Origin of the sequence: Acinetobacter sp. AL9 (genome assembly GCF_041464035.1) — a bacterium.
GTDB lineage: Bacteria > Pseudomonadota > Gammaproteobacteria > Pseudomonadales > Moraxellaceae > Acinetobacter > Acinetobacter towneri.
Genome location: NZ_JAYFSK010000006.1, coordinates 1 through 21,656, shown reverse-complemented (window position 1 = coordinate 21,656; position 21,656 = coordinate 1). Strand labels below are relative to the sequence as shown.

Genomic DNA, 21,656 nt, shown 5'->3' with positions numbered 1-21,656 from the left:
TATGCGTTTAAGCAGTTTAAAACTTTCTGGCTTCAAATCTTTTGCCGACAGTACGACCTTACATTTTAAAGCCAACCGTACCGCTGTGGTGGGGCCGAATGGTTGTGGTAAATCCAATGTGATTGACGCCATTCGTTGGGTGATGGGCGAATCTAGTGCGCGCCAGTTGCGTGGCGGCAGTATGCAGGATGTAATTTTCACAGGAACTGCCAAACGCAAACCTGTAGGTGTAGCCAGTGTTGAACTGCGTTTTGACAATACCTATGGCAAATTGGGCGGTGCTTATAACGCCTATAATGAACTGTCGGTACGTCGGCAGGTCAACCGTGATGGTAAGTCTGAATATTTTTTAAATGGAACCAAGTGTCGTCGTCGTGACATCACCGATATTTTTCTGGGTACAGGTTTAGGCCCGCGTTCTTATGCAATTATTGAACAGGGCATGATTAATCGTTTGGTTGATGCTAAACCTGAAGAAATGCGGGTGTTTATTGAAGAAGCGGCAGGCGTGTCACGTTATCAGGCGCGTCGTCGTGAAACCATGCTGCATTTGGATCACACCACGCAGAACTTGGCGCGTTTGGAAGATATTGCTTCAGAACTAAAATCGCAATTAAAAACCTTAAAACGTCAGTCAGAAACAGCAATTCAATACAAAGCGCTTGAGAGCGAAATTCGCACCATTAAAGTCGAAGTGTTGTCTTTTCAGTGTGAACAAAGTGCACGTTTACAGCAAGAATATACCCTGAGTATGAATGAGTTAGGGGAAAGTTTTAAATTGGTGCGCTCTGAGCTGACCACTTTGGAACATGACTTAACTGCGACCAGTGAGTTGTTTCAGCGTTTGATTCAGCAATCGACACCGCTACAGCAAGAATGGCAACAGGCAGAAAAGAAACTGGCTGAACTGAAAATGACTTTGGAACAAAAACAAAGTTTGTTTCAGCAAAATACCGCGACTTTATCGCAGCTTGAACAACAAAAAGCACAAACCAAAGAGCGTTTGCAGTTGATTGAATTGCAGCTAGAGAGTTTGGTCGATCAGCAAGAAAACCAACAGGAAAATCTACAGCAGCAAGATCATTTGGCGCAGCAGCAGAGCCAGCAATTTCAGGATTTAAAAGCACAGCAACAAACCCAAGCTGCACAATATGCCCAAGTCAAAGCGCAAGTAGAACAGCAACAACAAAAGCATGTGCACATGCAGGCGCAAAGTGAGCAGTTAGCCAAAAATATCAGCCGTATTGAACAGCAAAAACAAACCCTGACACAGCAGTTTGCACAAATTCAGCCGCAAGATCAGCAAGAGGGAATGCAACAACTGCAAGACGAAAAGACCCGCTTGCAGGCTGAAATGCTAACACTAGAACAGAATATTCAAGACAGCACTCAGCAACTCGCCACGTTGCAGACCAACTATAATGAGCACAAAGCACAGTGTGCGACCTTAAAATCTGAGATTCAGATTTTGCAGTCAGAACAGAAAAACCTCAATCAATTGCTCATTAAGCAAAGTCCAAAAGCCCAAACCGATGTGGTGCAGTTGATGCAAGTATTACAACTTGCAGATGTGGCGAAACCACATGCCAATTTAATTGAAAAGTTCTTGGCTAAATGGTTATCTGCGCAGGTGGTAGAAGCAGATATTGAATTTCAGGACAGCCGCGCACGTCAGCTAAAAATTCATTTGGCTGTAGATTCAAAAACATCAAAAATACAGCTTTCGGGGTGTGAGTCGCTCAGTGACTGGATTGCTTCACCGCAAAGTAGCTTGTGGCAAAGTGTCGCAATTACAGAAAGTTTATCGCAGGCTTTGGCATTGCAAGTGCAATTACAAGCAGGGCAGTCTATCCTTAGTTTAGATGGTTATCATGTGGGAGCAGACTGGGTAATCGGGCTGTTTTATGATGAAGCGGCACAGGCAGGGCAAGGGGCATTAAGCCATCGGATTCGCTTGGATGAAATTGAACAGGCGTTGGCGTTGCAACTGCCACAATATGAGCAAGCAGAACAGCAACTGCCTGAATTGCAGCAACAGGTAAAACAGTTGCAGCAGCAATTGCAGCAACAACAGCAACAGCTCAAACAGCAACAGCAAGCCTTGCAAACGCTAGATGTGCAAATGGCGAAAGCCGAAAGTGCGGCACAGGCTTTTGCAGTACAGCAACAGCAATTACAGCATCAATTGGCACAATTAGATGAGCAGCTTGAAGAAGATGCCATGCAAAAAGATGATCTGGAAATTGATTTGCATGCTTTGGCTTTTAAACTTGAGCAAGCCTTACCGCAGTATAAAATCTTGCAATTTCAGGTCGAGCAGCTGAATGAGCAGCTGGATAGTTCACAGCAACAGTTTCAGCAGCAGCAACAAGAAGTGGATCTGTTACGTTGTCAAGCGGTACAAACTCAGCAGCAAATTGAACTGTTAGAAAAAGATGCCACTTTCTTAAAAGCACAATATCAACAAATTGTGGCGCAAATGGAACAAGCCAAAAAGTTTGTCGATCCTGTTCAGTTGGAATTGCCTGCCTTAGAAACTCAGTTTTCAGAGCAGCAGCAACAGACTGAAAAGCTGCAAAAAACTTGGCAGGAATGGCAAGTGGAATTGAACAGTGTGCAGTCCAAACAGCAGCAACTGACCGAGCAACGGCAGCAGCAACAGCAGCAAGATGAACAATTACGTGCCAAACTCGAAGAAAAGCGCTTGGCATGGCAATCGGCAAAGTCGGACTATCAGCATTATTCTGAACAGTTAAAAGATTTAAACAGCGAGATCATCACAGGTTTGCAGATTGATGTCGCTGCGCATCAACAAAAACTGGCGAAAGCGCAGCAACAGTTTGATAAATTGGGTGCGGTCAATTTGGCGGCTTCGGAAGAATATGAAGAAGTATCTGCCCGTTTTGCAGAATTAAGCCATCAAATTGAAGACTTGGAAAATACCGTTTCGCAGTTACAGGCGGCAATGAAAAGTATTGATCAGGAAACTCGTAAACTGTTTATGAATACTTTTGATCAGGTGAATACCGAATTGCAGGAGTTGTTTCCTAAAGTCTTTAATGGCGGTGAAGCGAGTCTGAGCTTGGAAGATGACTGGCAATCTGGGGTGAAATTGATGGCGCGTCCACCGGGTAAGCGCAACAGTTCTTTGGCCTTACTTTCAGGGGGTGAAAAAGCACTGACAGCTTTGGCTTTGGTTTTTGCAATCTTCCGTTTAAACCCAGCGCCATTTTGCGTACTCGATGAAGTTGATGCACCGTTAGATGATGCTAACGTGGGGCGCTTTTGTAATTTAGTAAAAGAACTTTCTGAACAAGTGCAATTCATTTACATTACACATAATAAACTTGCTATGACGATGGCAACCGACCTCTTAGGTGTTACCATGCCTGAACCGGGAACCTCAAAATTAGTAACCGTAAATTTAGAAGAAGCCGCAGAATACGGCCTAGTCGCGGAGGCATAATATGGAAATCACCACAATCGTTGGAATTGTCATCGCTATTGTGATCATGGCGTTTGGTTTGAAAATGATTCTAAAAAAACCTGTAGATTCAGCGCCATCCTTAGATTCGGAACTGCAATTTAATGCAGAAAGCCAAAAACCGATTATTCCACGCCATGTACGTGACCAATTGCAAAGCGACGCTACGCCACCGCGTGTGGAGCCGACTTTAACGGTAGATGAAGTTACGCAAGATGCGCCTGCCAAGTCTGAACCACAGGCTTTAACGGATGATGTCGTGGCTTCTTCAAGCACAGAAACTGACAAAGTTGAACCGAGTTTGCAGGCAAATACAGAAAATTCTGAGCTTGATCCATCCACAACGATATCGAAGTCTGAAGTTGCACAAGACACGCCAAGCCCGACAGCGACAACTTCAGAATATTCATTATCGGATGAAATTCAGCAAGTGATTATAGAAACTGAACCGAATGCGCAGACTGTCGAGCAAAACAAAGCTTCGACTGAATACAGTCTGAATCAACACATTGAAACTGCCGAAATTTCAGAATTTAATGAAGAAAGCAGCATTTTAGATTCGCATTTGCATGAACAAAAAATCATGGATGAAGAAAGTGCCTTGGCAACCGCTGAATCTTTTATCGCGCTGAATGTCTTCCCTGAACGTCGCATACTTTCGGGCGATAAAGCCTTAAAAGTCTTGATGAAATATGGTTTACGTTTCGGTGAAATGTCATGTTTCCATCGCTATAACGAAGATGGCACTAAATTATTATTTTCAGTTTTACAAATTAATGATGAAGGCGCAGATGGTTTTGATTTAGAAACTTTATCGAGCGAACAAGTTAAAGGTTTAGCGTTCTTCCTCGCTTTGCCGCACAGCGATGTGCAAAATGCCTTTGATACCATGGTCAGCATTTCAGGACTGATTGCACGTGAAATTGATGGAACGGTCTATGACCAAAACCATTTAGAGTTTACTCCACAATTACGTGAACACTGGCGTCATCAGGCGATAGATTATCGTGCTGGTCAGGCAAGTCATGTCTAGAATTGCGATCTCGTACTGGGTATAAGCTACGTCAAGTGTTTGGCAAATGAACTGAGTGCAGTAGGATAAATTGCAACTTTGCAGCAGCATTTTTATAATGTGCGCAGCAATACAAGCTGTAGCATGCGCTACATAGAAAAAATTGAAGGGCGGAACAAGACCGCCCTTTTTTATGGTGGAAAATATGTCTGTAGATTTAACCGTCGTGGCGCAAATGCGTCAATTGATTCAACTGCTTGCCAAGCACAATCATGCCTATTATGTGATGGATCAACCGACAATTGCAGACAGTGAATATGATCAGCTTTTCCATCAACTCAAAGCGTTGGAACAACAGTATCCAGATTTAGTTCAACCCGATACACCGACCAATAAAGTCGGTGGCACACCTTTGGCAAAGTTCACCACGGTTACACATGCTGTGCCAATGTTGTCTTTAGGCAATGTGTTTAATCAGGAAGAATTATTTGCCTTTGCAAGACGTGTCGAAGAGCGTTTGCCCAACCAAAATATTGAATACGATGTCGAACTCAAATTTGATGGTTTGGCGATTTCACTTTGGTATGAACATGGTGTTTTAGTGCGTGGTGTGACCCGTGGTGATGGGGAAACAGGGGAAGACATTACCCACAACGTCAAAACTATCCGCAATTTACCGAAAGTTTTGAGTGCGACAGAAACGGCTATTCCTGAATTTTTGGAAGTGCGTGGTGAAGTGTTGATGCCAAAACTTGGTTTTGAAAAACTCAATGCGGCCAATACAGCCAAAGGTGAAAAAACCTTTGCCAATCCACGCAATGCAGCAGCAGGCAGTTTGCGTCAGTTAGACCCGAATATTGCGGCTTCACGTCCTTTAGCATTCTATGCTTATGGCATTGCACAATGTGTGCCGCCTCATGGACAAAGCACCATGTCCGACAGTTTGGCATGGTTGGGGCAGTTTGGTTTTGAAATTGGCGAACGTCATTTTGTCTGCAAGAGCATTCAAGATGTTCAGGCGGCCTATGAGCAAATTAACCTTGAGCGTCCGAATTTAAGCGTTGAAATTGATGGCATGGTGGTCAAGGTCAATGACTTGAAACAGCAACAGCAATTGGGCTTTTTAAGTCGTGAGCCGCGCTGGGCGACTGCCTATAAATTCCCTGCAGTTGCCGCTTTAACCACCATTGAAAATATTGATTGGCAAGTGGGGCGCACAGGTACGTTGACGCCTGTGGCACGTTTAAACCCCGTTGCGGTAGGTGGTGTGACGGTATCCAATGTTACTTTGCATAATATTGGTGAAATTCACCGTTTGGATGTGCGTTTAGGCGATACGGTCAGTGTTTACCGTAGTGGTGATGTGATTCCCAAAGTTGAAAAAGTCTGGCCTGAATTTCGCCTTGCCGATGCGCAAGAAGTGCATTTACCTGAACAATGCCCTGTGTGTGATTCGCCTGTGGTGATGCCTGAAGGTGAGGCTTTGGCGCGTTGTTCAGGCGGTTTGTATTGTGCGGCACAGCGTATTGAAGCGATTCGTCATTTTGTGTCACGTAAAGCCATGGATATTGAAGGTTTGGGTGATCGTTGGGTGGAGTCATTACTGCATCTGAACTTGCTACAAAATGTGGCTGATATTTATCATTTACACGAACACCGCGACACTTTGCTCGGCATTGAAAAAATGGGTGAGAAGTCGGTTCAAAACTTGATTGACTCGATTGAAAACAGCAAAAAAACTACTTTGGCTGCGTTTATTTATGCCTTGGGAATTCGTGGTGTGGGCGAAACCACCGCGCGGATGCTTGCCAATACTTTTCAGACTTTAGAGGCTTTGCGTGAAGCTGATTTAGAAGCGTTAAAGAAAACTCCAGATGTGGGAGATATTACGGCAGAATGGATTTTGGACTTTTTCCAAGCGCCGCATAATTTAGAAGTGTTGGATCGTTTATTAGCTGCAGGCATTCATTGGGATGCTCCGATTGCACCGACACGTCAGCCTTTGAATGGTGAAAGTTGGGTGATTACAGGGACGTTGAGCCAAATGGGACGCGATGAAGCGACTCAGTTGTTGCAGGCTTTGGGTGCACGGGTGAGTGGTAGTGTTTCGGGTAAAACCAAATGTGTCGTGGCGGGTGAGAAAGCTGGCTCAAAGCTGGAAAAAGCCGAGAAGTTGGGTGTGCAGGTCATGAATGAAGCTGAGTTTATTCAGCTGATGCAGGAATATGGTGTGCTTGAATAAGCATCATCCTACATTTTATCCACTAATAGGTACAAAGGCACTTCAACGATGAAGTGCCTTGGTTTGTACTGAGAGAAGTCGAAGGTTTAACGTTTCTTCACAATGCCATCATCAATGAGTTGCTGAAAATGTTCGACTAGACTGGTTTCAATATTGCGGTAGTGCATACCCAATTCACGCTGACTTTTTTCCGCATTAAAATAAATTGGGTAGCCCATATTCAGTTCCACAAATTTACGGGAAAAACCAAGTAGAGGGCCAAAGGCTTTAAAGGCAAATTTAGGTAACTGATTGCGTGGGAAAGGGTATTTACGTCCAAAGTGCTGCGCTAAAATTTTGCCCATTTCCAATAAGCTGAGTGTGCCACCGCTAATAATATAGCGACCTTCAGCAGCAGGGTTGAATGCGGCCTGAATGTGAGCATCGGCAACATCACGCACATCGACAATGCCATTCCACATAGCAGGGACACCTGCCAAGGTCATACCGTTGGCAAACTGCAATAACACTTCCACGCTGCCCGATTGGGTGTTTTTGGTCAACGATGGGCCAAGCACCAAAGCAGGGTTGATACAGACCAAATCCCAGCGGTTTTGTGCCTTTGCCATTTCCCAAGCTTTGCGTTCAGCTGCCACTTTTGAATAAGGATAAGGCTGATGCTCAGGGCTGCTGCTAGTATTCCAGTGACTTTCATCAAAGCGATTATTGGCCGTATTTAAAATATCAATCGCATCGCCATAGGTTGCAGCAATACTTGAAGTCACCACTACACGCTTTACCGATGCAGTACGATTAACGCTGTTTAATACATTTTCGGTGCCTATGACGGCAGGTTCAATAATGTCTTTAACTGCATCTTTATAATTGGTGACCACAAAAGGCGAGGCCATGTGCAGCACGATTTCACAACCTTGCATGGCGGCATCAAAAGCACCTTCTTCAAGTAAGTTGGCTTGGAATAATTGTAAGTTGCCTGTGCTTTTTGCCGCGATATCAGTCAGATGTTGAAAACTGTGGGTTTTATTCAGATCACGCACCGTCGCGTGTACGGTATGTCCTTGTTCAAGCAGGTTTTTAATGACCCAACTGGCAATATAGCCTGTTGCGCCTGTGACTAAAATGGGTGCAGATGTATTTAGATTTGTCATTATTTTAAGAAAGTGATGGAACTCGTGACTATCATAAAGCAGCTGGGTTTTAAAATCCGCTTTTTAGGCGTTTTTTACGATACTTGAGCGTCAAAGTATGGTTTCTTTCAATATTTACAAAATGATGCAAAATCATTGTATTGTCATTTTTAAAGCTAAGTTTTGCCAAGCAGTTGTTTTATATATGGGAATTTTTAAGTTATATTGCAAATGCGTATGTTTCTCATTTTAATTTTATAAAAATCATGGGTTTACAATAATTAACTTTTGCAATTTTGCCTGAATGTGTCCATAATGACTGGATTAAGAAAGGGAGTACAGCAAATGCGTGGCAATCCAGAAGTCGTAGACTATTTAAATATGTTGATTGGTGGCGAACTGGCTGCTCGCGATCAATACCTGATTCATTCGCGTATGTATGAAGATTGGGGTTTAAGCAAAATTTTTGAGCGCATTGACCATGAAATGCAGGAAGAAGCGCAGCATGCCGATGCTTTAATTCGTCGTGTATTGTTCCTTGAAGGCACTCCAAATATGCAGCGCGATGACATCGACGTGGGTGAAGATGTGGTGTCTTGCTTAAAAGCCGATTTAAAACTGGAATACGAAGTACGTGAAAAATTGGCGCAAGGCGTAAAATTGTGTGAAGAAAAAGGCGACTATGTCAGCCGTGATATGTTGCGTCAGCAAATGACCGACACAGAAGAAGATCATACGTATTGGTTGGAAAAACAATTACGTTTAATTGAATTGATTGGTTTGCAAAACTACATTCAATCGCAAATGTAATCTGATCAAAGCAAATTAAGCCAAAACCCGATTTATGATAAATCGGGTTTTTTTATAGATCGGCTTTTATATTTAGATTCGTTTTGATTGACGTATCTTGGTGCTTTGCAGATGTTGATTGAGCCGATTCAGTATTATACTGAGGTGATTTTCTAACTAGCGAGCAAGCCACGTGCAACAACAGATTTTATTGATTACAGGCTGGGGCGGTGGTACTGCACTATTAAATCCGTTACAGCAAGCCCTAACAGCACAAGGTTTTCGGGTTGAGCTCATCAATATTTTTAACGCTGCTGATGCACAGGTCATGCAGCAACAGGTCGAATTTGCACGTCAGTTTGATGTGATTATGGGCTGGTCACTGGGTGGGCAATTGGCAACGCTGTTGGTCGATGCGATTGCCAGCCAATATGCAGAATATAAAACCTTAATCACCATTGCATCCAATCCGTGTTTTGTTGCACAAGCAGATTGGGATACAGCCATGCCACAAGCCACATTTGCCCAGTTTAAACAATCTTTTGCACAAGACCCAGTTTTAACTTTAAAGCGTTTTGGTTTTATGGTGTGTCAGGGCGTGAGTAGCAGTAAAACCGACCTATTACAATTACAAAGTTTGGTTCAGCCACAGCCGCAATCTTTGCTTCAACACGATTTGAGTTTATTGGAAAACTTAAACTTGGTGACTAAGCTTAAAAATTATGCAGGTCTGCAGTATCATCTTTTTGCAGAGCAGGATGTTTTAGTTGATTGCAAAGTTGCAGCTAAACTGCAAAATTTAGCTGCAAAGTTTTTAAGCGTAGATGTTTTACAAGGCTCGCATGGGCTGCCATTATTCCATGCCGATGAGTTGACTAGCAAAATCTGCCAATATTTACAGAAAAACCTGCCAACAGATCCATAAGTGACAAATCTCGCAATTTATTTTATCTGTAGACAGGTTTAAGATTTAGCACATCAAGTTTTTTACAAGATCAAGGATGATGGTGGGATGACAGAACTGATGGATTTGGCTTTTGATCGTGAACATCTTTGGCATCCTTACACCTCTATGACTCAGCCCTTAACAACCTTTAAGGTTAAGCGGGCATTTGGCAGCACCATTGAACTTGAAGATGGTCGCCAGTTGATTGACGGCATGTCATCGTGGTGGTGCGCGATTCATGGCTATAACCATCCTGAGCTGAACCGTGCTGTGACTGAGCAACTCGACAGTATGGCGCATATCATGTTTGGTGGATTGACCCATCGTCCTGCTATTGAGTTAGGGCGTTTGTTGCTCGAAATTACCCCACCGAGTTTAGATAAAATTTTTTATGCAGATTCAGGCTCCGTCGCCGTTGAAGTGGCGCTGAAAATGGCTGTGCAATACTGGACTGCACAAGGCAAAACTGAAAAAACCAATTTTATTACCACCCGTTCTGGCTATCATGGCGATACATGGAATGCCATGTCGGTTTGTGATCCTGTTACAGGGATGCATCAGGTTTTTGGCTCAAGTTTGGCGCGTCGTTATTTTGTATCTGCACCACAAACAGGTTTTGACCAAGAGTGGAATCCTGCCGATATTGCAGAATTGGCGCAAAGTTTGGTAGAGCATCATCAGCAGATTGCCGCCATGATTATTGAACCAATTGTGCAAGGTGCAGGCGGCATGCGTTTTTATCATCCTGAATATTTGCGTCAAGCCAAATTGCTTTGTGAGCAATATGACGTGTTGTTAATTTTTGATGAAATTGCCACAGGTTTTGGGCGTACAGGCAAGTTGTTTGCATGGGAACATGCTCAGGTCGAACCCGATATTATGTGTATCGGCAAAGGGCTGACAGGCGGTTATATGACTTTGTCTGCCACATTGACCACGAAGCATGTTGCAGAAATGATTTCGCAGGGTGAGGCAGGTGTGTTTATGCATGGCCCGACCTTTATGGCAAATCCACTGGCTTGCGCGGTTGCAGTAAAAAGTACCCAATTATTATTAGAACAAGACTGGCAAGCCAATATTCAACGTATACAACAGCAACTTGAACAGCATTTAACACCATTGGCTAATTTGGCATGGGTGCAGGATGTGCGGGTTTTAGGTGCAATTGGTGTGGTAGAACTTAAACATGCTGTCGATATGCAAAGCCTGCAACAAGAATTTGTGCAACGCGGTATTTGGGTGCGTCCATTTGGTAAATTGGTTTATGTGATGCCGCCGTATGTGATTACAGCAGCAGAACTAAATACTTTATTGCAGCAATTGGCTGAGGTGGTGACAGGTATGCAAGGAGCGAGCGCATGAGTTTACTCGATCACTATGCAGAACAGCTTGATCAGCTTCGCCAACAGGGCAATTTTCGTCAATTTCGCAGCAATCAGCAGCAAGGTAAAACAATTGAAATTCAGCAACAGCAGATGCTGAATTTATCTTCCAATGATTATTTGGGTTTAGCCTCTGATTTGCGCTTACGTGAACAGTTTTTTGATGAAACGCCCAATGCACAGCGTTTAATGAGTGCATCTTCATCACGTTTGCTGACTGGAAATTTCCCTGCCTATGAACAGCTTGAAGCCACATTAACGCAATTATTTCATGGGCGAGCTGCCTTGCTGTTTAATAGCGGCTATCACATGAATATTGGTATTTTACCTGCATTGGCAGATGCGAAAACCCTAATTTTGGCCGATAAACTGGTACATGCCAGCATGATTGACGGCATTCGTTTGTCATCTGCCAAATATTTGCGTTATCGGCATAATGATTTGGCACATTTGCAGCAATTGCTGATGCAATATCATGCTGATGACAATTATGAACGCATTATTGTGGTGACTGAATCCATTTTTAGTATGGATGGTGATGAAACTGATTTAGCCGCATTGGTCGCGCTGAAACAGCAGTTTGCCAAAGTTATGTTATATGTCGATGAAGCACATGCGATTGGTGTGCGTGGGCAGCAAGGTTTGGGCTGTGCCGAACTATATGACGTGATTGATGCCATTGATTTTCTGGTCGGGACGTTTGGTAAAGCTGTTGCTTCAGTTGGGGGATATTTGATCTGTGATCCGATTATCCGCGATTACCTGATTAATCGAATGCGCCCGCTAATTTTTAGTACCGCACAGCCACCTATTTGTATGGCATGGACGCAGTTTATGCTGAATCAGATTGTGCACATGCAGACACAGCGTCAGCATTTGGCGGCCTTGAGCCAATTTATGCAGCAGGGGATTCAGGCCAAAGGTTTTGCTTGCCCATCTACTTCGCAAATTGTACCTGTGATTATTGGCGACTCTACTGCAACTGTAAGCAAAGCCCAACAGTTACAGACTGCAGGTTTTTATGTGATGCCTGTACGTCCACCGACTGTGCCGCAAGGCAGTTCAAGACTGCGGATTTGTTTAAATACGCAATTTGAAACGGCAGATTTAACACAGTTACTGGATTTGCTTTGAGTGTGCGTATGCGTATAGATAAGGCACAAGTGGCACAGCGTTTTGCCCGCGCTCATCAGAGTTATAAAACGCATGCCGTGGTACAGCAGCAAATTTGTCAGCAGTTAATGGCAAAAATGCAGCAATATATTGTGCAGCAAAAGTTGTCAGATCAACCTCAGCTTTGCTTTGAAAACGTCTTGGAAATCGGCTGTGGTTCAGGGAATTTAACCGACTTGCTACTGCGTGAATTTCAAATTCAACAGCTGACTTTAAATGATTTATATGCCGAAGTGTTGCATGCGTATCTGCATCATCCTCAAACAACTAGTACGCAAATTCATGGCTTAATTGGCGATATAGAACAGCTCGATTTTCCGCAGTCTTTGGATTTAATTTGTTCGAGTTCGGCTTTGCAATGGGTGGAAGATTTTGGAGCATTATTGCGCAAGGCGAATCAAGCGTTAAAGCCGCAAGGGTATTTGTGCTTTTCGACGTTTGGCCCTCAAAACTTGACTGAAATTAAGCAATTAACAGGTCAAGGCTTACATTATTTGAGTATGGATGCGTTACAACAACAGCTTAAACAGCAGGGCTTTGAAGTATTACACTGTTCAGAGCAGCTTGAATCATTAAGTTTTGAACATCCTAAACAGATTTTGCAGCATTTAAAAGCCACAGGTGTCACGGGTACAGCACAAGGGCAGCGTTGGAACAAAACGACTTTAACCGAATTTTATCGGGGCTATGAACAGTTTAGTCAGCAGCATAGCTCACAGCAAAAAAGTTATACGCTCACGTATCATCCTATTTATTGTCTTGCACGGAGAATGCCATGACAGCTCAAGTCTATTTTGTGAGTGGTATTGATACAGGGATTGGCAAAACCTATGCCACGGGTTATTTAGCCAAGACCATGAATGAACAGGGTATTCAGACCATTACCCAAAAACTGATTCAAACGGGCAATCAAGACGTTTCAGAAGATATTGAGCAGCATCGTAAAATTATGGGCAGTGAATGGTTGCCTGAAGATGATGACAAACTCACCATGCCTGAAATTTTTAGCTATCCTGCTTCACCGCATTTGGCTACACAAATTGATGGTCGTGAAATTGACTTTGCTAAAATTGAGGCTGCGACTGCGCAACTGGCGGCAAAGTATGATGCAGTATTATTAGAAGGTGCGGGCGGGCTCATGGTGCCGCTGACCACAGACCTACTCACCATCGACTATATTGAGCAAAAACAATATCCTGTTATTTTGGTGAGTTCTGGGCGTTTGGGCAGTATTAACCACACTTTGCTCAGTTTGGAAGCTTTAAAAACACGTGGTTTGAATTTACATGCATTGGCATATAATTTGAACGATGAATCACAAGACCCTTTAATTTCGCAGGATACTGCCAAATATTTAAAAAATTATTTGTCAAAAAGCTTTCCAAAAGCACAGTGGATTGAAATTCCTGTATTGCCAAATATTTAATTTTTATTATTTTTTGTCCAACAAATTTGCCCAATAAAAAAGCCACACATGAACGTGTGGCTTTTTATCAATTTGGCGTATTTCAGCTTTTAGAATTTTTTAAAGCTTTTATTGCCAAACGGTTTGCGTGGTGCATTTTCGTCACGACGTTCACGGTTGCCGTAGCTGTTGCCATCCTGACGTGGTTCACGGTTGCCATAGCTGTTACCATCTTGGCGACGTTCACGGTTGCCATAGCTGTTGCCATCTTGGCGACGTTCGCGGTTGCCATAGCTGTTACCATCTTGACGACGCTCACGGTTGCCGTAACTGTTACCGTCTTGGCGTGGTTCGCGGTTGCCGTAACTGTTACCGTCCTGACGACGTTCACGCGGTGCAAAACCTGTGTTTTGTGCAGCTTCTTCGGTGTCACGACGTTGCTGACGCAAGAAACCACCACGACGTGCTGCCAACGGTTTTTCCTGCATACGCTCATTGCGACGTTTTGCCATGCCGTACAAACCTGTGCCTTGACGTGGTTTTAACTCAACCGCTTTGGCAAGGTTATCGATGTCATTTTTATCCAATTCCATCCAGCGACCTGTACGTAATTCACGCGGTAAAATTACCGTGCCGTAACGGGTACGCAATAGACGGCTGACTTTCAGACCTTGTGATTCAAAAATACGACGAACTTCGCGGTTACGACCTTCTTTTACCACCACTTGATACCAGCGGTTAATACCATCACCGCCAATTTCAGAGAAAGATTCAAACTTGGCAGGGCCATCATCTAGCACTACGCCGCGCAGCATGTTGTTTTTCAGTTGTGGTGTCACTTCACCCATCACACGAACTGCATATTCACGTTCAATTTCGTTCGATGGGTGCATTAAACGGTTGGCTAATTCACCATCGTTGGTGAATAGCAATAAACCTGTCGAGTTAATGTCCAGACGACCAACCATTACCCAACGATCATTGGCAATTGCAGGCAGGTTATCAAATACAGTTGGGCGCTGTTCTGGGTCGTTGCGTGAGCAAATTTCGCCTTCTGGTTTGTAGTAAATCAGAACACGACGACGAATTTCATCTTCAATTTGGAACTGAACTTTACGACCATCGATGCGAAGCTCATCACCTGGTTCGATACGTTCACCCACTTGGGCAACTTGGCCGTTGACACTCACACGACCAGCGGCAATGACTTCTTCCATATAACGGCGAGAACCCAAGCCTACTCGTGCGAGTACCTTTTGCAACTTTTCACTCATGACAGCATAACCTTAGAAATGATCATCAACAGTTTACCTATTCAAGACACAGACGCAGATGCATCGAGTGCCATGAAAGCTTCCTTGGCATCCTGTAGGGGAGGCAATTGACTTAAGGAATTCAAGCCAAACGCATTTAAAAATTGAGGCGTTGTAACCAACAACGCAGGTCTTCCTGGGAGTTCTCGGAAACCTGATTCTTTAATCCAGTTCCAATCAAACAATGTACGTAAAATTTGACTATTGTTTGATACTCCGCGAATTTGTTCAATATCTGCACGGGTCACAGGTTGGTGGTAGGCAATCACAGCCAGTATTTCTAGCAGTGAGGGTGAAAGTCGGGTCGGACGTTCAGGCCATACCTGTGTAATAATTGTACGATACTTTGCCCGCACCTGAAAACGGAAACCTTGTGCGGTTTCGATCAGTTCAATCGAGCGACCATGTTGTAACATGGCCAATTGTTGTAAAAACTGGCGCAATTGCGCTTTGCTGTACTTATCTTGAAACGCTTCTTTCAGACGTGCTAAAGACACAGCACTGTCACTGGCAAAAATAATTGCTTCGAGTTGCATCAGCACTTCATGCTGTTGTTCGCCTTCAGACAAGCTTGAAATTATTGGTTCTGGATTCATGTCTGCGCCCCTTGAATGCTCAATGGTGCTTCAATACCGCTGCTGATAATGCACACTTTTTGCTGGCGGGTCAGTTCTAAAATCGCCATAAAGGTCACCACCATGCCCATGCGTCCCTGACTTGGTTTAAGCAACGCGTCAAAACTTAGTACTTCACCCGATGCGAGTTTGGCTTCAATAAATGCAATCCGTTCTTCAAGTAAAACAGGTTCTTGCAAAACTTGATGGGTGACAGGTTCAGGACGATTAAAAATACAGAACAAGGCATCACGTAATTGATCGGCTGCATAGCCAACATTATTGACTGCGGTATGCCCTAAGCTAAGATTGGTAGCAAAGGTATCGCGTTCCAAAACAGACATTTGCCCCAAGCGTTCAGCTGCTTGCTTGATTCTTAAATAGGTTTCTAAACGGTCAATCAGCTCTTGTTTTGGGTCTTTTTCAATGCTGCTGATACTTGCAGGTTTAGGCAACAACAGGCGGGATTTTAAATCGGCCAGTAATGCCGCCATCACCATATAATCGGCAGTCAGTTCAATATTTAGCGATTTCATGGCATCCATATACGACAAATATTGCGATGCAATCGGGGCAATATCTAACTGAAGTAAATCGAAGCCATTTTTTTGAATCAGGTAAATTAAAAAGTCGAGTGGTCCTTCGAAATGCTCTAACAGAATTTCAAATGCTGCAGGAGGAATATACAAATCCTCAGGAATCGACTCTTGCCACTCATCTAACACACGAATGTGTTGGGCAGGTTCCATCGCATTGTGGAGGGATTGATTCATTACAGTGTTGGGCCACGCGAATTTTCAAAAGCATGCAAATGCTATTTCCGCTTCAGATAAGAAGGAGATGGAGAAATAGCTCAGAATTAATAGCGGCTAGTCTAAAGGATATCGTGATTGAAATAAATCTGTTCTACGACCAAATATCAAAAAAAGCCTAAAATAAATCGGGATTGAGGGAGATTTAAGGCAAGTTGTAAAAATTAACTCATTCAATCTTTAAGTATTTATTTCTGTTTATTCTGTAATGCGTATTCAATCATTGCCATGCAGCTGTCTTGCAGGCAAAGATTACGGCTTTCTGATTGTGCCAAAAGTGCTTTGCATAATGCTGCATCTAAAAAATAAGTATAAGTAGCGGGAGGTTCAGGCATTGTTGCTGTGAATGCAGTTTTGGAACATACGATTGCATCGGACTCTAATGTCCAAGGATGTTGCACATAAATGTGCATCTCATCCGAGAACTGCTGCAAATTTAACAATACCTGAAATAAAGTCATCGGTTTAATTCATGCAAGCAAGGCTTTTAAACTGCCGTGCTGTCAATCACTTTGAAGGTAGTGAATGCTTATTCAAAAGCACTCACATCTCCCACACCACGACGCACAATTTGCGGGTTGTCGCCCGATAAATCAATAATACTGGTGGTGCTAAGTGTGCCTAAGCCACCATCAATCAGTACATCAATACGTTTGTTGAGTTGTAGATCAATCTCGTATGGATCATCTAAAGGGTCTTCTTGCCCCGGTAAAATCAGGGTGCTGGTCAGTAAAGGTTCGCCTAATTCTTTAAGCAGCATGCGACAAATGGGGTTGCTTGGAATACGCAAACCAATGGTTTTTTTATTGGGATGCATCAAGCGACGCGGAACTTCACTGGTCGCAGGTAAAATAAATGTGGTGACCGCAGGCGTATTGTTTTTCAGTAGACGATACATGGCATTGTCCACTTTGGCGTAGGTGGCAATATCCGATAAATCGGCACAAATAATAGCGTATTGGTGTTTTGCGCCTAAACCACGAATTTGTGAAATGCGTTCCATCGCGTTTTTATTACCAATTTGGCAACCAATCGCATAAGCAGCATCGGTTGGATAGACCACCACATCGCCTGCGCGTATGCGTTCAACCGCTTGGCTGATTAGACGCGGCTGTGGATTTTCAGGATGTACTCTTAAATGCAACATATGAATTCCTCAGTAGCGTAAGTGTGACGTTAGGCTCATTATGAAAGGGGATTGATGTCACTTGCAATCATTGCCTTGTGCTTTATTGCATTTAATCCAAATTTTTTCGTTCAAACTCTGTAATTTGTAATGTTTTGCCACCTCGGGTGCAGTAACAAATACATTCAATAAAGCGTTTTGCATCGCGTGGTAATTTGGCTTCTCCGTTAAAATAACGCTGCACTTGGGCAAAGACATTGTCTTTAAATGTGCGGCCATCTCCACCTTCACCGGTCAGGTTATCTAAAGATACACGGAATTTTCGTCCAAACGCTTGAGCAAACAGCCATTCAATGGCTTGAGGCTTAATTTCAACCTGTTCAAATAAGGCTTGTTGTTCCTGAGTGCGACCATCGGGAGCATACCAATAGCCTAAGTCTGGCAATAAACGTCGTTGTTCGCCTGCAATGCACCAATGGCTAATTTCATGCAAGGCACTATTAAAGAAACCATGTGCAAATTGAATTCGTGCAGGCTGTGTTACCGTGGCAGGAAAGTACTCAGGTTCAAAATCACCTTTGACCAAGTTCACATTTAGGTGGGAAAACCAGTGATTAAAGTGTAAGATGAGCCAGTCCACCTGTTCCGTTTCTGTATTGAGTTTTGCCCAGTCCGAGAGTTGCACTTGGGGGTGCGAAGTGTCAGAATTGGTGGTTGGAAGTGTGCTCACAAGTGATGAAAAATTCACTTCTGTTTGCGGCTGCAACAGATGCATGACTGTGTTACCCAAAATTGGTCTGTCTAAATAAGTACAAAATTGTATCTTAATCTTTGACAGAGTACTGATGAATTTGTAGAATTGCCGCCTTAATTATGTCAGCAAATACCTTTCCGGCACAGATTGAGCCGTTTAAATGGGCTGAACAGGGCTTTACATGGTCAGGTAACCTGCCATTGTCTCGCTTTGCTCGTATCGCCCGTGAAGCTGTTGGATCAATTGATGATCAATTGGTTAACATAGACTGTAAGCTATCAATGGATGCGTATCATCGCATTGTATGGCTAGATGGTCATATTGAAACGAAAGTTCCAATGGAATGCCAGCGCTGCTTGGGTTCTGTAGAAATAGACCTCGTTTCAGATTTTCATCTAGCTCTTGTGGATGATGAGTCACTGATAGAGCGCTTGGATGAGGATGCTGATTTCATTGTATTAGGTGAAAGTGAAGCCACCACCAAAGGCGATTATGATTCGCCTGCGACGGCTAATTTACTGTCACTTATAGAAGATGAATTGTTATTGTTGTTGCCTTTATCTCCTAAGCATGACGCTTGCGAGCATAAGCATCAACCTGCCATTCAGAACATTGCCGAAGAAAAACGTGATAATCCGTTTGATGTTTTGGCAAGTTTGAAAGGTAAACTTAACTGAAAATTATGTTATAATTTTTAGTTAAGACAACTCAATTTGTTCTGATCCATTTTTTCGATCTTTGTAAGGAGCCATCATGGCCGTTCAGCAAAACCGTAAAAGTCGCTCTCGCCGTGACATGCGCCGTTCACATGACGCTTTAACCGAGAATGCATTAACTGTAGACCAAGCTACTGGTGAAACTCATCGTCGTCACCACGTAACTAAAGATGGTTTCTACCGTGGTCGTCAATTATTCGCTAAAGCAGATGCTGAATAATTGGTGATGTATTAAGCGTCAAGCTTAGTAGAAAAAATGGGAGCGTAAGCTCCCTTTTTTTGTGCACGATTTTTGTTGTATTTGGCAATTACTAAAAACAAAATTAAGTGTTAAATTTCCGCTCCATAACTGAGCTTACATGAGAAGGTGTGGGTTGTAGCTGCAAAAAACTACAATTTGCGCATCTTAATTAAAGGATTTTTTATGTCTGCTAAACGACTCGAGCAAGCAGCTCAAGCCACTAAAACTGCATTTGTCTTTCCTGGTCAAGGCTCACAAAAAGCCGGTATGTTGGCTGAGCTTGCAGAACAGTTTAGCGGTGTGCGCGAAACATTTGCAGAAGCCTCTGAAGCGATTGGCTTTGACTTATGGCACATTGCACAAAGTGGTGAAGGTTTAGACCAAACAGAATTTACTCAGCCTGTATTACTCACTGCAAGTATCGCTTTATGGCATGTGTGGTTAGAGTTGGGTGGTGTTGCACCAAAATATTTGGCAGGACACTCATTGGGCGAATACAGCGCATTAGTAGCTGCAGGCAGCTTGAGCTTGGGCGATGCCGTTAAACTGGTAAACTTGCGCGGCAAATTAATGCAAAACGCTGTGCCACAAGGTCAGGGCGCAATGGCTGCCATTTTAGGCCTTGAAGATGCCAAAGTGCTTGAGCTATGTGAACAAGTGAATGTGCAAGGTCGTGGCTCGGTAGAAGCAGCCAACTACAATGCACAAGGGCAAGTGGTTATTGCAGGCGATAAAACTTTAGTCGAAGCAGTAATGGCATTGGCCAAAGAAAATGGCGGTAAAGCCATTGCCCTGCCTGTATCTGTACCTTCACACTGTTCATTGATGAAACCTGCTGCCGAACAGTTTGCACAAGCTTTGGAACAAACTGCCATTGAGCTACCGCGTATTCCTGTAATACAAAATGTCAACGCTGGAATCGCGGCAGATGTTGCGCAATTAGGTCAGGCACTCACTGCGCAATTGTACCAATCGGTGCAGTGGACACAAACCATGCAATACCTACAAGATCAGGGTATTGAATATATCGTGGAATGTGGCCCAGGCAACGTATTGGCGAATCTTGCGAAGCGTTTACCGAATATCGAAAAAGCATTCCCACTCGACACACAAAGTCGTATGGAAGATGCACTAAATGCCATTTTAGTGGCAGAAGGGAAAATTGCATGACACAAGAACGTAAAGTTGCATTAGTCACAGGTGCAAGCCGAGGGATTGGTGCAGCCATCGCTCAGCAACTCATTCAAGACGGTTTTTTTGTGGTAGGTACTGCCACTTCTGAAGCGGGCGCAGAAAAATTATCGGCAAGTTTTGCAGAAAACGGTGCAGGTAAAGTATTGGATGTCCGTGATGGTGCAGCCATTGATGCATTGGTTTCTGAAATTGAACAAAGCTATGGTTCAGTTTTGGTTTTAGTTAACAATGCGGGCATTACCAAAGATAATTTGTTACTGCGTATGTCAGAAGATGATTGGGATGACATTCTCAACATTCACTTAAAGGCAGTTTACCGTTTATCTAAACGTGTCTTGAAGGGCATGACCAAAGCACGTTTTGGACGCATTATTAATATTAGTTCTGTGGTGGCACATTTTGCGAACCCAGGACAAGCCAACTATTCTGCGGCAAAAGCGGGTATTGAAGCATTCAGCCGTAGCCTTGCCAAAGAAATGGGCAGTCGTCAAATTACAGTAAACTCGGTTGCGCCGGGCTTTATTGCAACTGAAATGACAGATCAGCTAAGTGAAGAAATTCGCAAAAAAATGAGTGAGCAAGTGGCATTAAACCGTTTAGGTGATCCACAAGATATCGCAAATGCAGTGAGTTTCTTGGCTTCAGACAAAGCTGGTTACATCACTGGTACAGTGTTACACGTAAATGGTGGTTTATACATGAGCTAAGCTCAACTATAAACTTTCAAAATTTTATAGATTCAATTAAACTAACGGCATTAAAAACGCCACAAGCAATGAGGAGAATTCCTGTGAGCGATATCGAACAACGCATTAAACAAGCGGTTGCAGAACAACTTGGTCTTAAAGCTGAAGAAATCAAAAACGAAGCATCTTTTATGGATGACTTAGGTGCTGACTCTTTAGACTTAGTAGAGCTTGTAATGTCTTTCGAAAACGATTTTGACATCACAATCCCAGACGAAGATTCTAACGAAATCACAACAGTTCAATCAGCAATCGACTACGTAACTAAAAAACTTGGTTAATTGTTGATTTCAGCTCTGCTGAAATGAAAGCCACCGCAAGGTGGCTTTTTTATGCGCTGTCGTTTTTACAATCGAATATGAAAAAGGCGCATTTTGTTAAATGTATGATGTAGCTTACATTTTGTTACCAGGCTAGTGTCTAATCACAACCGAAGTCGCTTATTTTTTAGTTACGCAGATTCAAATCTCAAGTGCAACACATTTGTAGTTAGTTGAAAAAGTTAGGTGTATTCATAGAATCATTAGACTTTTTCAACCCGCAATTGGAAAGCACACGATGAAGAAATACACCCAACTTT

20 protein-coding genes and 1 pseudogene are annotated in these 21,656 nt (G+C 43.2%); 14 read left to right on the top strand and 7 right to left on the bottom strand.

Going from position 1 to position 21,656, the window contains the following annotated elements; translation table 11 throughout:
- The first annotated feature begins 1 nt into the window (after position 1).
- The 3 genes from smc to ligA all read left to right on the top strand — a co-directional run bounded on the left by smc (position 2) and on the right by ligA (position 6,738).
- A complete protein-coding gene (gene smc, locus ACEO2X_RS02420; protein WP_371971020.1) occupies positions 2 to 3,466 on the top strand; it encodes a chromosome segregation protein SMC in 3,465 nt (1,154 codons plus the stop codon).
- Position 3,467: 1 nt separating this feature from the next.
- Positions 3,468 to 4,517 (top strand): cell division protein ZipA C-terminal FtsZ-binding domain-containing protein, encoded by a 1,050-nt coding sequence (locus ACEO2X_RS02415; protein ID WP_180062400.1) that lies wholly within the window; start codon positions 3,468 to 3,470, stop codon positions 4,515 to 4,517.
- 184 nt (positions 4,518 to 4,701) lie between these two features.
- Positions 4,702 to 6,738 (top strand): NAD-dependent DNA ligase LigA, encoded by a 2,037-nt coding sequence (gene ligA / locus ACEO2X_RS02410; RefSeq protein ID WP_004972359.1) that lies wholly within the window; start codon positions 4,702 to 4,704, stop codon positions 6,736 to 6,738.
- An 86-nt stretch (positions 6,739 to 6,824) separates the two neighbouring features.
- On the opposite strand, the gene ACEO2X_RS02405 is transcribed toward ligA, so the two are convergent.
- Complete coding sequence (locus tag ACEO2X_RS02405; RefSeq protein WP_004972358.1) at positions 6,825 to 7,886, bottom strand: aldehyde reductase; 1,062 nt, start codon at positions 7,884 to 7,886, stop codon at positions 6,825 to 6,827.
- A 324-nt stretch (positions 7,887 to 8,210) separates the two neighbouring features.
- On the opposite strand from ACEO2X_RS02405, the gene bfr reads away from it, so the two are divergent.
- The 6 genes from bfr to bioD all read left to right on the top strand — a co-directional run bounded on the left by bfr (position 8,211) and on the right by bioD (position 13,581).
- Positions 8,211 to 8,675 (top strand): bacterioferritin, encoded by a 465-nt coding sequence (gene bfr / locus ACEO2X_RS02400; RefSeq protein ID WP_004972356.1) that lies wholly within the window; start codon positions 8,211 to 8,213, stop codon positions 8,673 to 8,675.
- Positions 8,676 to 8,847: 172 nt separating this feature from the next.
- The gene (locus tag ACEO2X_RS02395; protein WP_371971019.1) at positions 8,848 to 9,579 is read left to right on the top strand and encodes a hydrolase; all 732 of its coding nucleotides are present in this window, start codon (positions 8,848 to 8,850) and stop codon (positions 9,577 to 9,579) included.
- Positions 9,580 to 9,678: 99 nt separating this feature from the next.
- Positions 9,679 to 10,962, top strand: a complete 1,284-nt coding sequence (gene bioA / locus ACEO2X_RS02390; RefSeq protein ID WP_131260786.1) for an adenosylmethionine--8-amino-7-oxononanoate transaminase — start codon at positions 9,679 to 9,681, stop codon at positions 10,960 to 10,962.
- Positions 10,959 to 12,116, top strand: coding sequence for an 8-amino-7-oxononanoate synthase (locus tag ACEO2X_RS02385; protein WP_371971018.1), 1,158 nt, complete (start codon positions 10,959 to 10,961; stop codon positions 12,114 to 12,116). The genes bioA and ACEO2X_RS02385 overlap by 4 nt, the downstream gene beginning before the upstream one ends.
- Positions 12,117 to 12,124: 8 nt before the next feature.
- Positions 12,125 to 12,934 (top strand): malonyl-ACP O-methyltransferase BioC, encoded by an 810-nt coding sequence (bioC, locus tag ACEO2X_RS02380; protein ID WP_371971017.1) that lies wholly within the window; start codon positions 12,125 to 12,127, stop codon positions 12,932 to 12,934.
- On the top strand, positions 12,931 to 13,581 hold the full coding sequence (gene bioD, locus ACEO2X_RS02375; RefSeq protein ID WP_096902081.1) for a dethiobiotin synthase: 651 nt from the start codon (positions 12,931 to 12,933) through the stop codon (positions 13,579 to 13,581). The genes bioC and bioD overlap by 4 nt, the downstream gene beginning before the upstream one ends.
- Positions 13,582 to 13,913: 332 nt before the next feature.
- Here the strand turns inward: bioD and rluB are convergent.
- The 6 genes and pseudogenes from rluB to ACEO2X_RS02345 all read right to left on the bottom strand — a co-directional run.
- Positions 13,914 to 14,834 (bottom strand): annotated as a pseudogene (gene rluB, locus ACEO2X_RS02370) (23S rRNA pseudouridine(2605) synthase RluB); the annotation flags it as partial.
- 41 nt (positions 14,835 to 14,875) lie between these two features.
- Entirely contained in the window at positions 14,876 to 15,469 is a 594-nt protein-coding gene (scpB, locus tag ACEO2X_RS02365) for an SMC-Scp complex subunit ScpB (RefSeq protein ID WP_004972340.1), read from the bottom strand.
- Positions 15,466 to 16,260, bottom strand: coding sequence for a ScpA family protein (locus ACEO2X_RS02360; protein WP_180061022.1), 795 nt, complete (start codon positions 16,258 to 16,260; stop codon positions 15,466 to 15,468). The genes scpB and ACEO2X_RS02360 overlap by 4 nt, the downstream gene beginning before the upstream one ends.
- Before the next feature lie 227 nt (positions 16,261 to 16,487).
- A complete protein-coding gene (locus tag ACEO2X_RS02355) occupies positions 16,488 to 16,760 on the bottom strand; it encodes a hypothetical protein (RefSeq protein WP_096902074.1) in 273 nt (90 codons plus the stop codon).
- A 68-nt stretch (positions 16,761 to 16,828) separates the two neighbouring features.
- On the bottom strand, positions 16,829 to 17,446 hold the full coding sequence (locus ACEO2X_RS02350; RefSeq protein WP_004972336.1) for an L-threonylcarbamoyladenylate synthase: 618 nt from the start codon (positions 17,444 to 17,446) through the stop codon (positions 16,829 to 16,831).
- A 91-nt stretch (positions 17,447 to 17,537) separates the two neighbouring features.
- Positions 17,538 to 18,200 (bottom strand): elongation factor P hydroxylase, encoded by a 663-nt coding sequence (locus ACEO2X_RS02345; protein WP_371971016.1) that lies wholly within the window; start codon positions 18,198 to 18,200, stop codon positions 17,538 to 17,540.
- A gap of 98 nt (positions 18,201 to 18,298) precedes the next feature.
- On the opposite strand from ACEO2X_RS02345, the gene ACEO2X_RS02340 reads away from it, so the two are divergent.
- The 5 genes from ACEO2X_RS02340 to acpP all read left to right on the top strand — a co-directional run bounded on the left by ACEO2X_RS02340 (position 18,299) and on the right by acpP (position 21,357).
- Positions 18,299 to 18,856, top strand: a complete 558-nt coding sequence (locus ACEO2X_RS02340) for a DUF177 domain-containing protein (protein ID WP_004972332.1) — start codon at positions 18,299 to 18,301, stop codon at positions 18,854 to 18,856.
- A 76-nt stretch (positions 18,857 to 18,932) separates the two neighbouring features.
- Complete coding sequence (gene rpmF, locus ACEO2X_RS02335; RefSeq protein ID WP_004972331.1) at positions 18,933 to 19,115, top strand: 50S ribosomal protein L32; 183 nt, start codon at positions 18,933 to 18,935, stop codon at positions 19,113 to 19,115.
- A gap of 204 nt (positions 19,116 to 19,319) precedes the next feature.
- Complete coding sequence (gene fabD / locus ACEO2X_RS02330) at positions 19,320 to 20,306, top strand: ACP S-malonyltransferase (RefSeq protein ID WP_179988534.1); 987 nt, start codon at positions 19,320 to 19,322, stop codon at positions 20,304 to 20,306.
- Positions 20,303 to 21,037: a 3-oxoacyl-ACP reductase FabG gene (fabG, locus tag ACEO2X_RS02325; protein ID WP_004972328.1), complete on the top strand. Its 735-nt coding sequence runs from the start codon at positions 20,303 to 20,305 to the stop codon at positions 21,035 to 21,037. Before fabD ends, fabG begins: the two co-directional genes overlap by 4 nt.
- Before the next feature lie 83 nt (positions 21,038 to 21,120).
- The gene (gene acpP / locus ACEO2X_RS02320) at positions 21,121 to 21,357 is read left to right on the top strand and encodes an acyl carrier protein (RefSeq protein ID WP_179993624.1); all 237 of its coding nucleotides are present in this window, start codon (positions 21,121 to 21,123) and stop codon (positions 21,355 to 21,357) included.
- The last annotated feature ends 299 nt before the right edge of the window (positions 21,358 to 21,656 follow it).

Bases quoted from the DNA above. Each gene is read 5' to 3' on its own strand.
- smc (WP_371971020.1), top strand. From the start codon at position 2: ATGCGTTTAAGCAGTTTAAAACTTTCTGGCTTCAAATCTTTTGCCGAC.
- ACEO2X_RS02415 (WP_180062400.1), top strand. From the start codon at position 3,468: ATGGAAATCACCACAATCGTTGGAATTGTCATCGCTATTGTGATCATG.
- ligA (WP_004972359.1), top strand. From the start codon at position 4,702: ATGTCTGTAGATTTAACCGTCGTGGCGCAAATGCGTCAATTGATTCAA.
- ACEO2X_RS02405 (WP_004972358.1), bottom strand. From the start codon at position 7,886: ATGACAAATCTAAATACATCTGCACCCATTTTAGTCACAGGCGCAACA.
- bfr (WP_004972356.1), top strand. From the start codon at position 8,211: ATGCGTGGCAATCCAGAAGTCGTAGACTATTTAAATATGTTGATTGGT.
- bioA (WP_131260786.1), top strand. From the start codon at position 9,679: ATGGATTTGGCTTTTGATCGTGAACATCTTTGGCATCCTTACACCTCT.
- ACEO2X_RS02385 (WP_371971018.1), top strand. From the start codon at position 10,959: ATGAGTTTACTCGATCACTATGCAGAACAGCTTGATCAGCTTCGCCAA.
- bioC (WP_371971017.1), top strand. From the start codon at position 12,125: ATGCGTATAGATAAGGCACAAGTGGCACAGCGTTTTGCCCGCGCTCAT.
- bioD (WP_096902081.1), top strand. From the start codon at position 12,931: ATGACAGCTCAAGTCTATTTTGTGAGTGGTATTGATACAGGGATTGGC.
- scpB (WP_004972340.1), bottom strand. From the start codon at position 15,469: ATGAATCCAGAACCAATAATTTCAAGCTTGTCTGAAGGCGAACAACAG.
- ACEO2X_RS02360 (WP_180061022.1), bottom strand. From the start codon at position 16,260: ATGAATCAATCCCTCCACAATGCGATGGAACCTGCCCAACACATTCGT.
- ACEO2X_RS02355 (WP_096902074.1), bottom strand. From the start codon at position 16,760: ATGACTTTATTTCAGGTATTGTTAAATTTGCAGCAGTTCTCGGATGAG.
- ACEO2X_RS02350 (WP_004972336.1), bottom strand. From the start codon at position 17,446: ATGTTGCATTTAAGAGTACATCCTGAAAATCCACAGCCGCGTCTAATC.
- ACEO2X_RS02345 (WP_371971016.1), bottom strand. From the start codon at position 18,200: ATGCATCTGTTGCAGCCGCAAACAGAAGTGAATTTTTCATCACTTGTG.
- ACEO2X_RS02340 (WP_004972332.1), top strand. From the start codon at position 18,299: ATGTCAGCAAATACCTTTCCGGCACAGATTGAGCCGTTTAAATGGGCT.
- rpmF (WP_004972331.1), top strand. From the start codon at position 18,933: ATGGCCGTTCAGCAAAACCGTAAAAGTCGCTCTCGCCGTGACATGCGC.
- fabD (WP_179988534.1), top strand. From the start codon at position 19,320: ATGTCTGCTAAACGACTCGAGCAAGCAGCTCAAGCCACTAAAACTGCA.
- fabG (WP_004972328.1), top strand. From the start codon at position 20,303: ATGACACAAGAACGTAAAGTTGCATTAGTCACAGGTGCAAGCCGAGGG.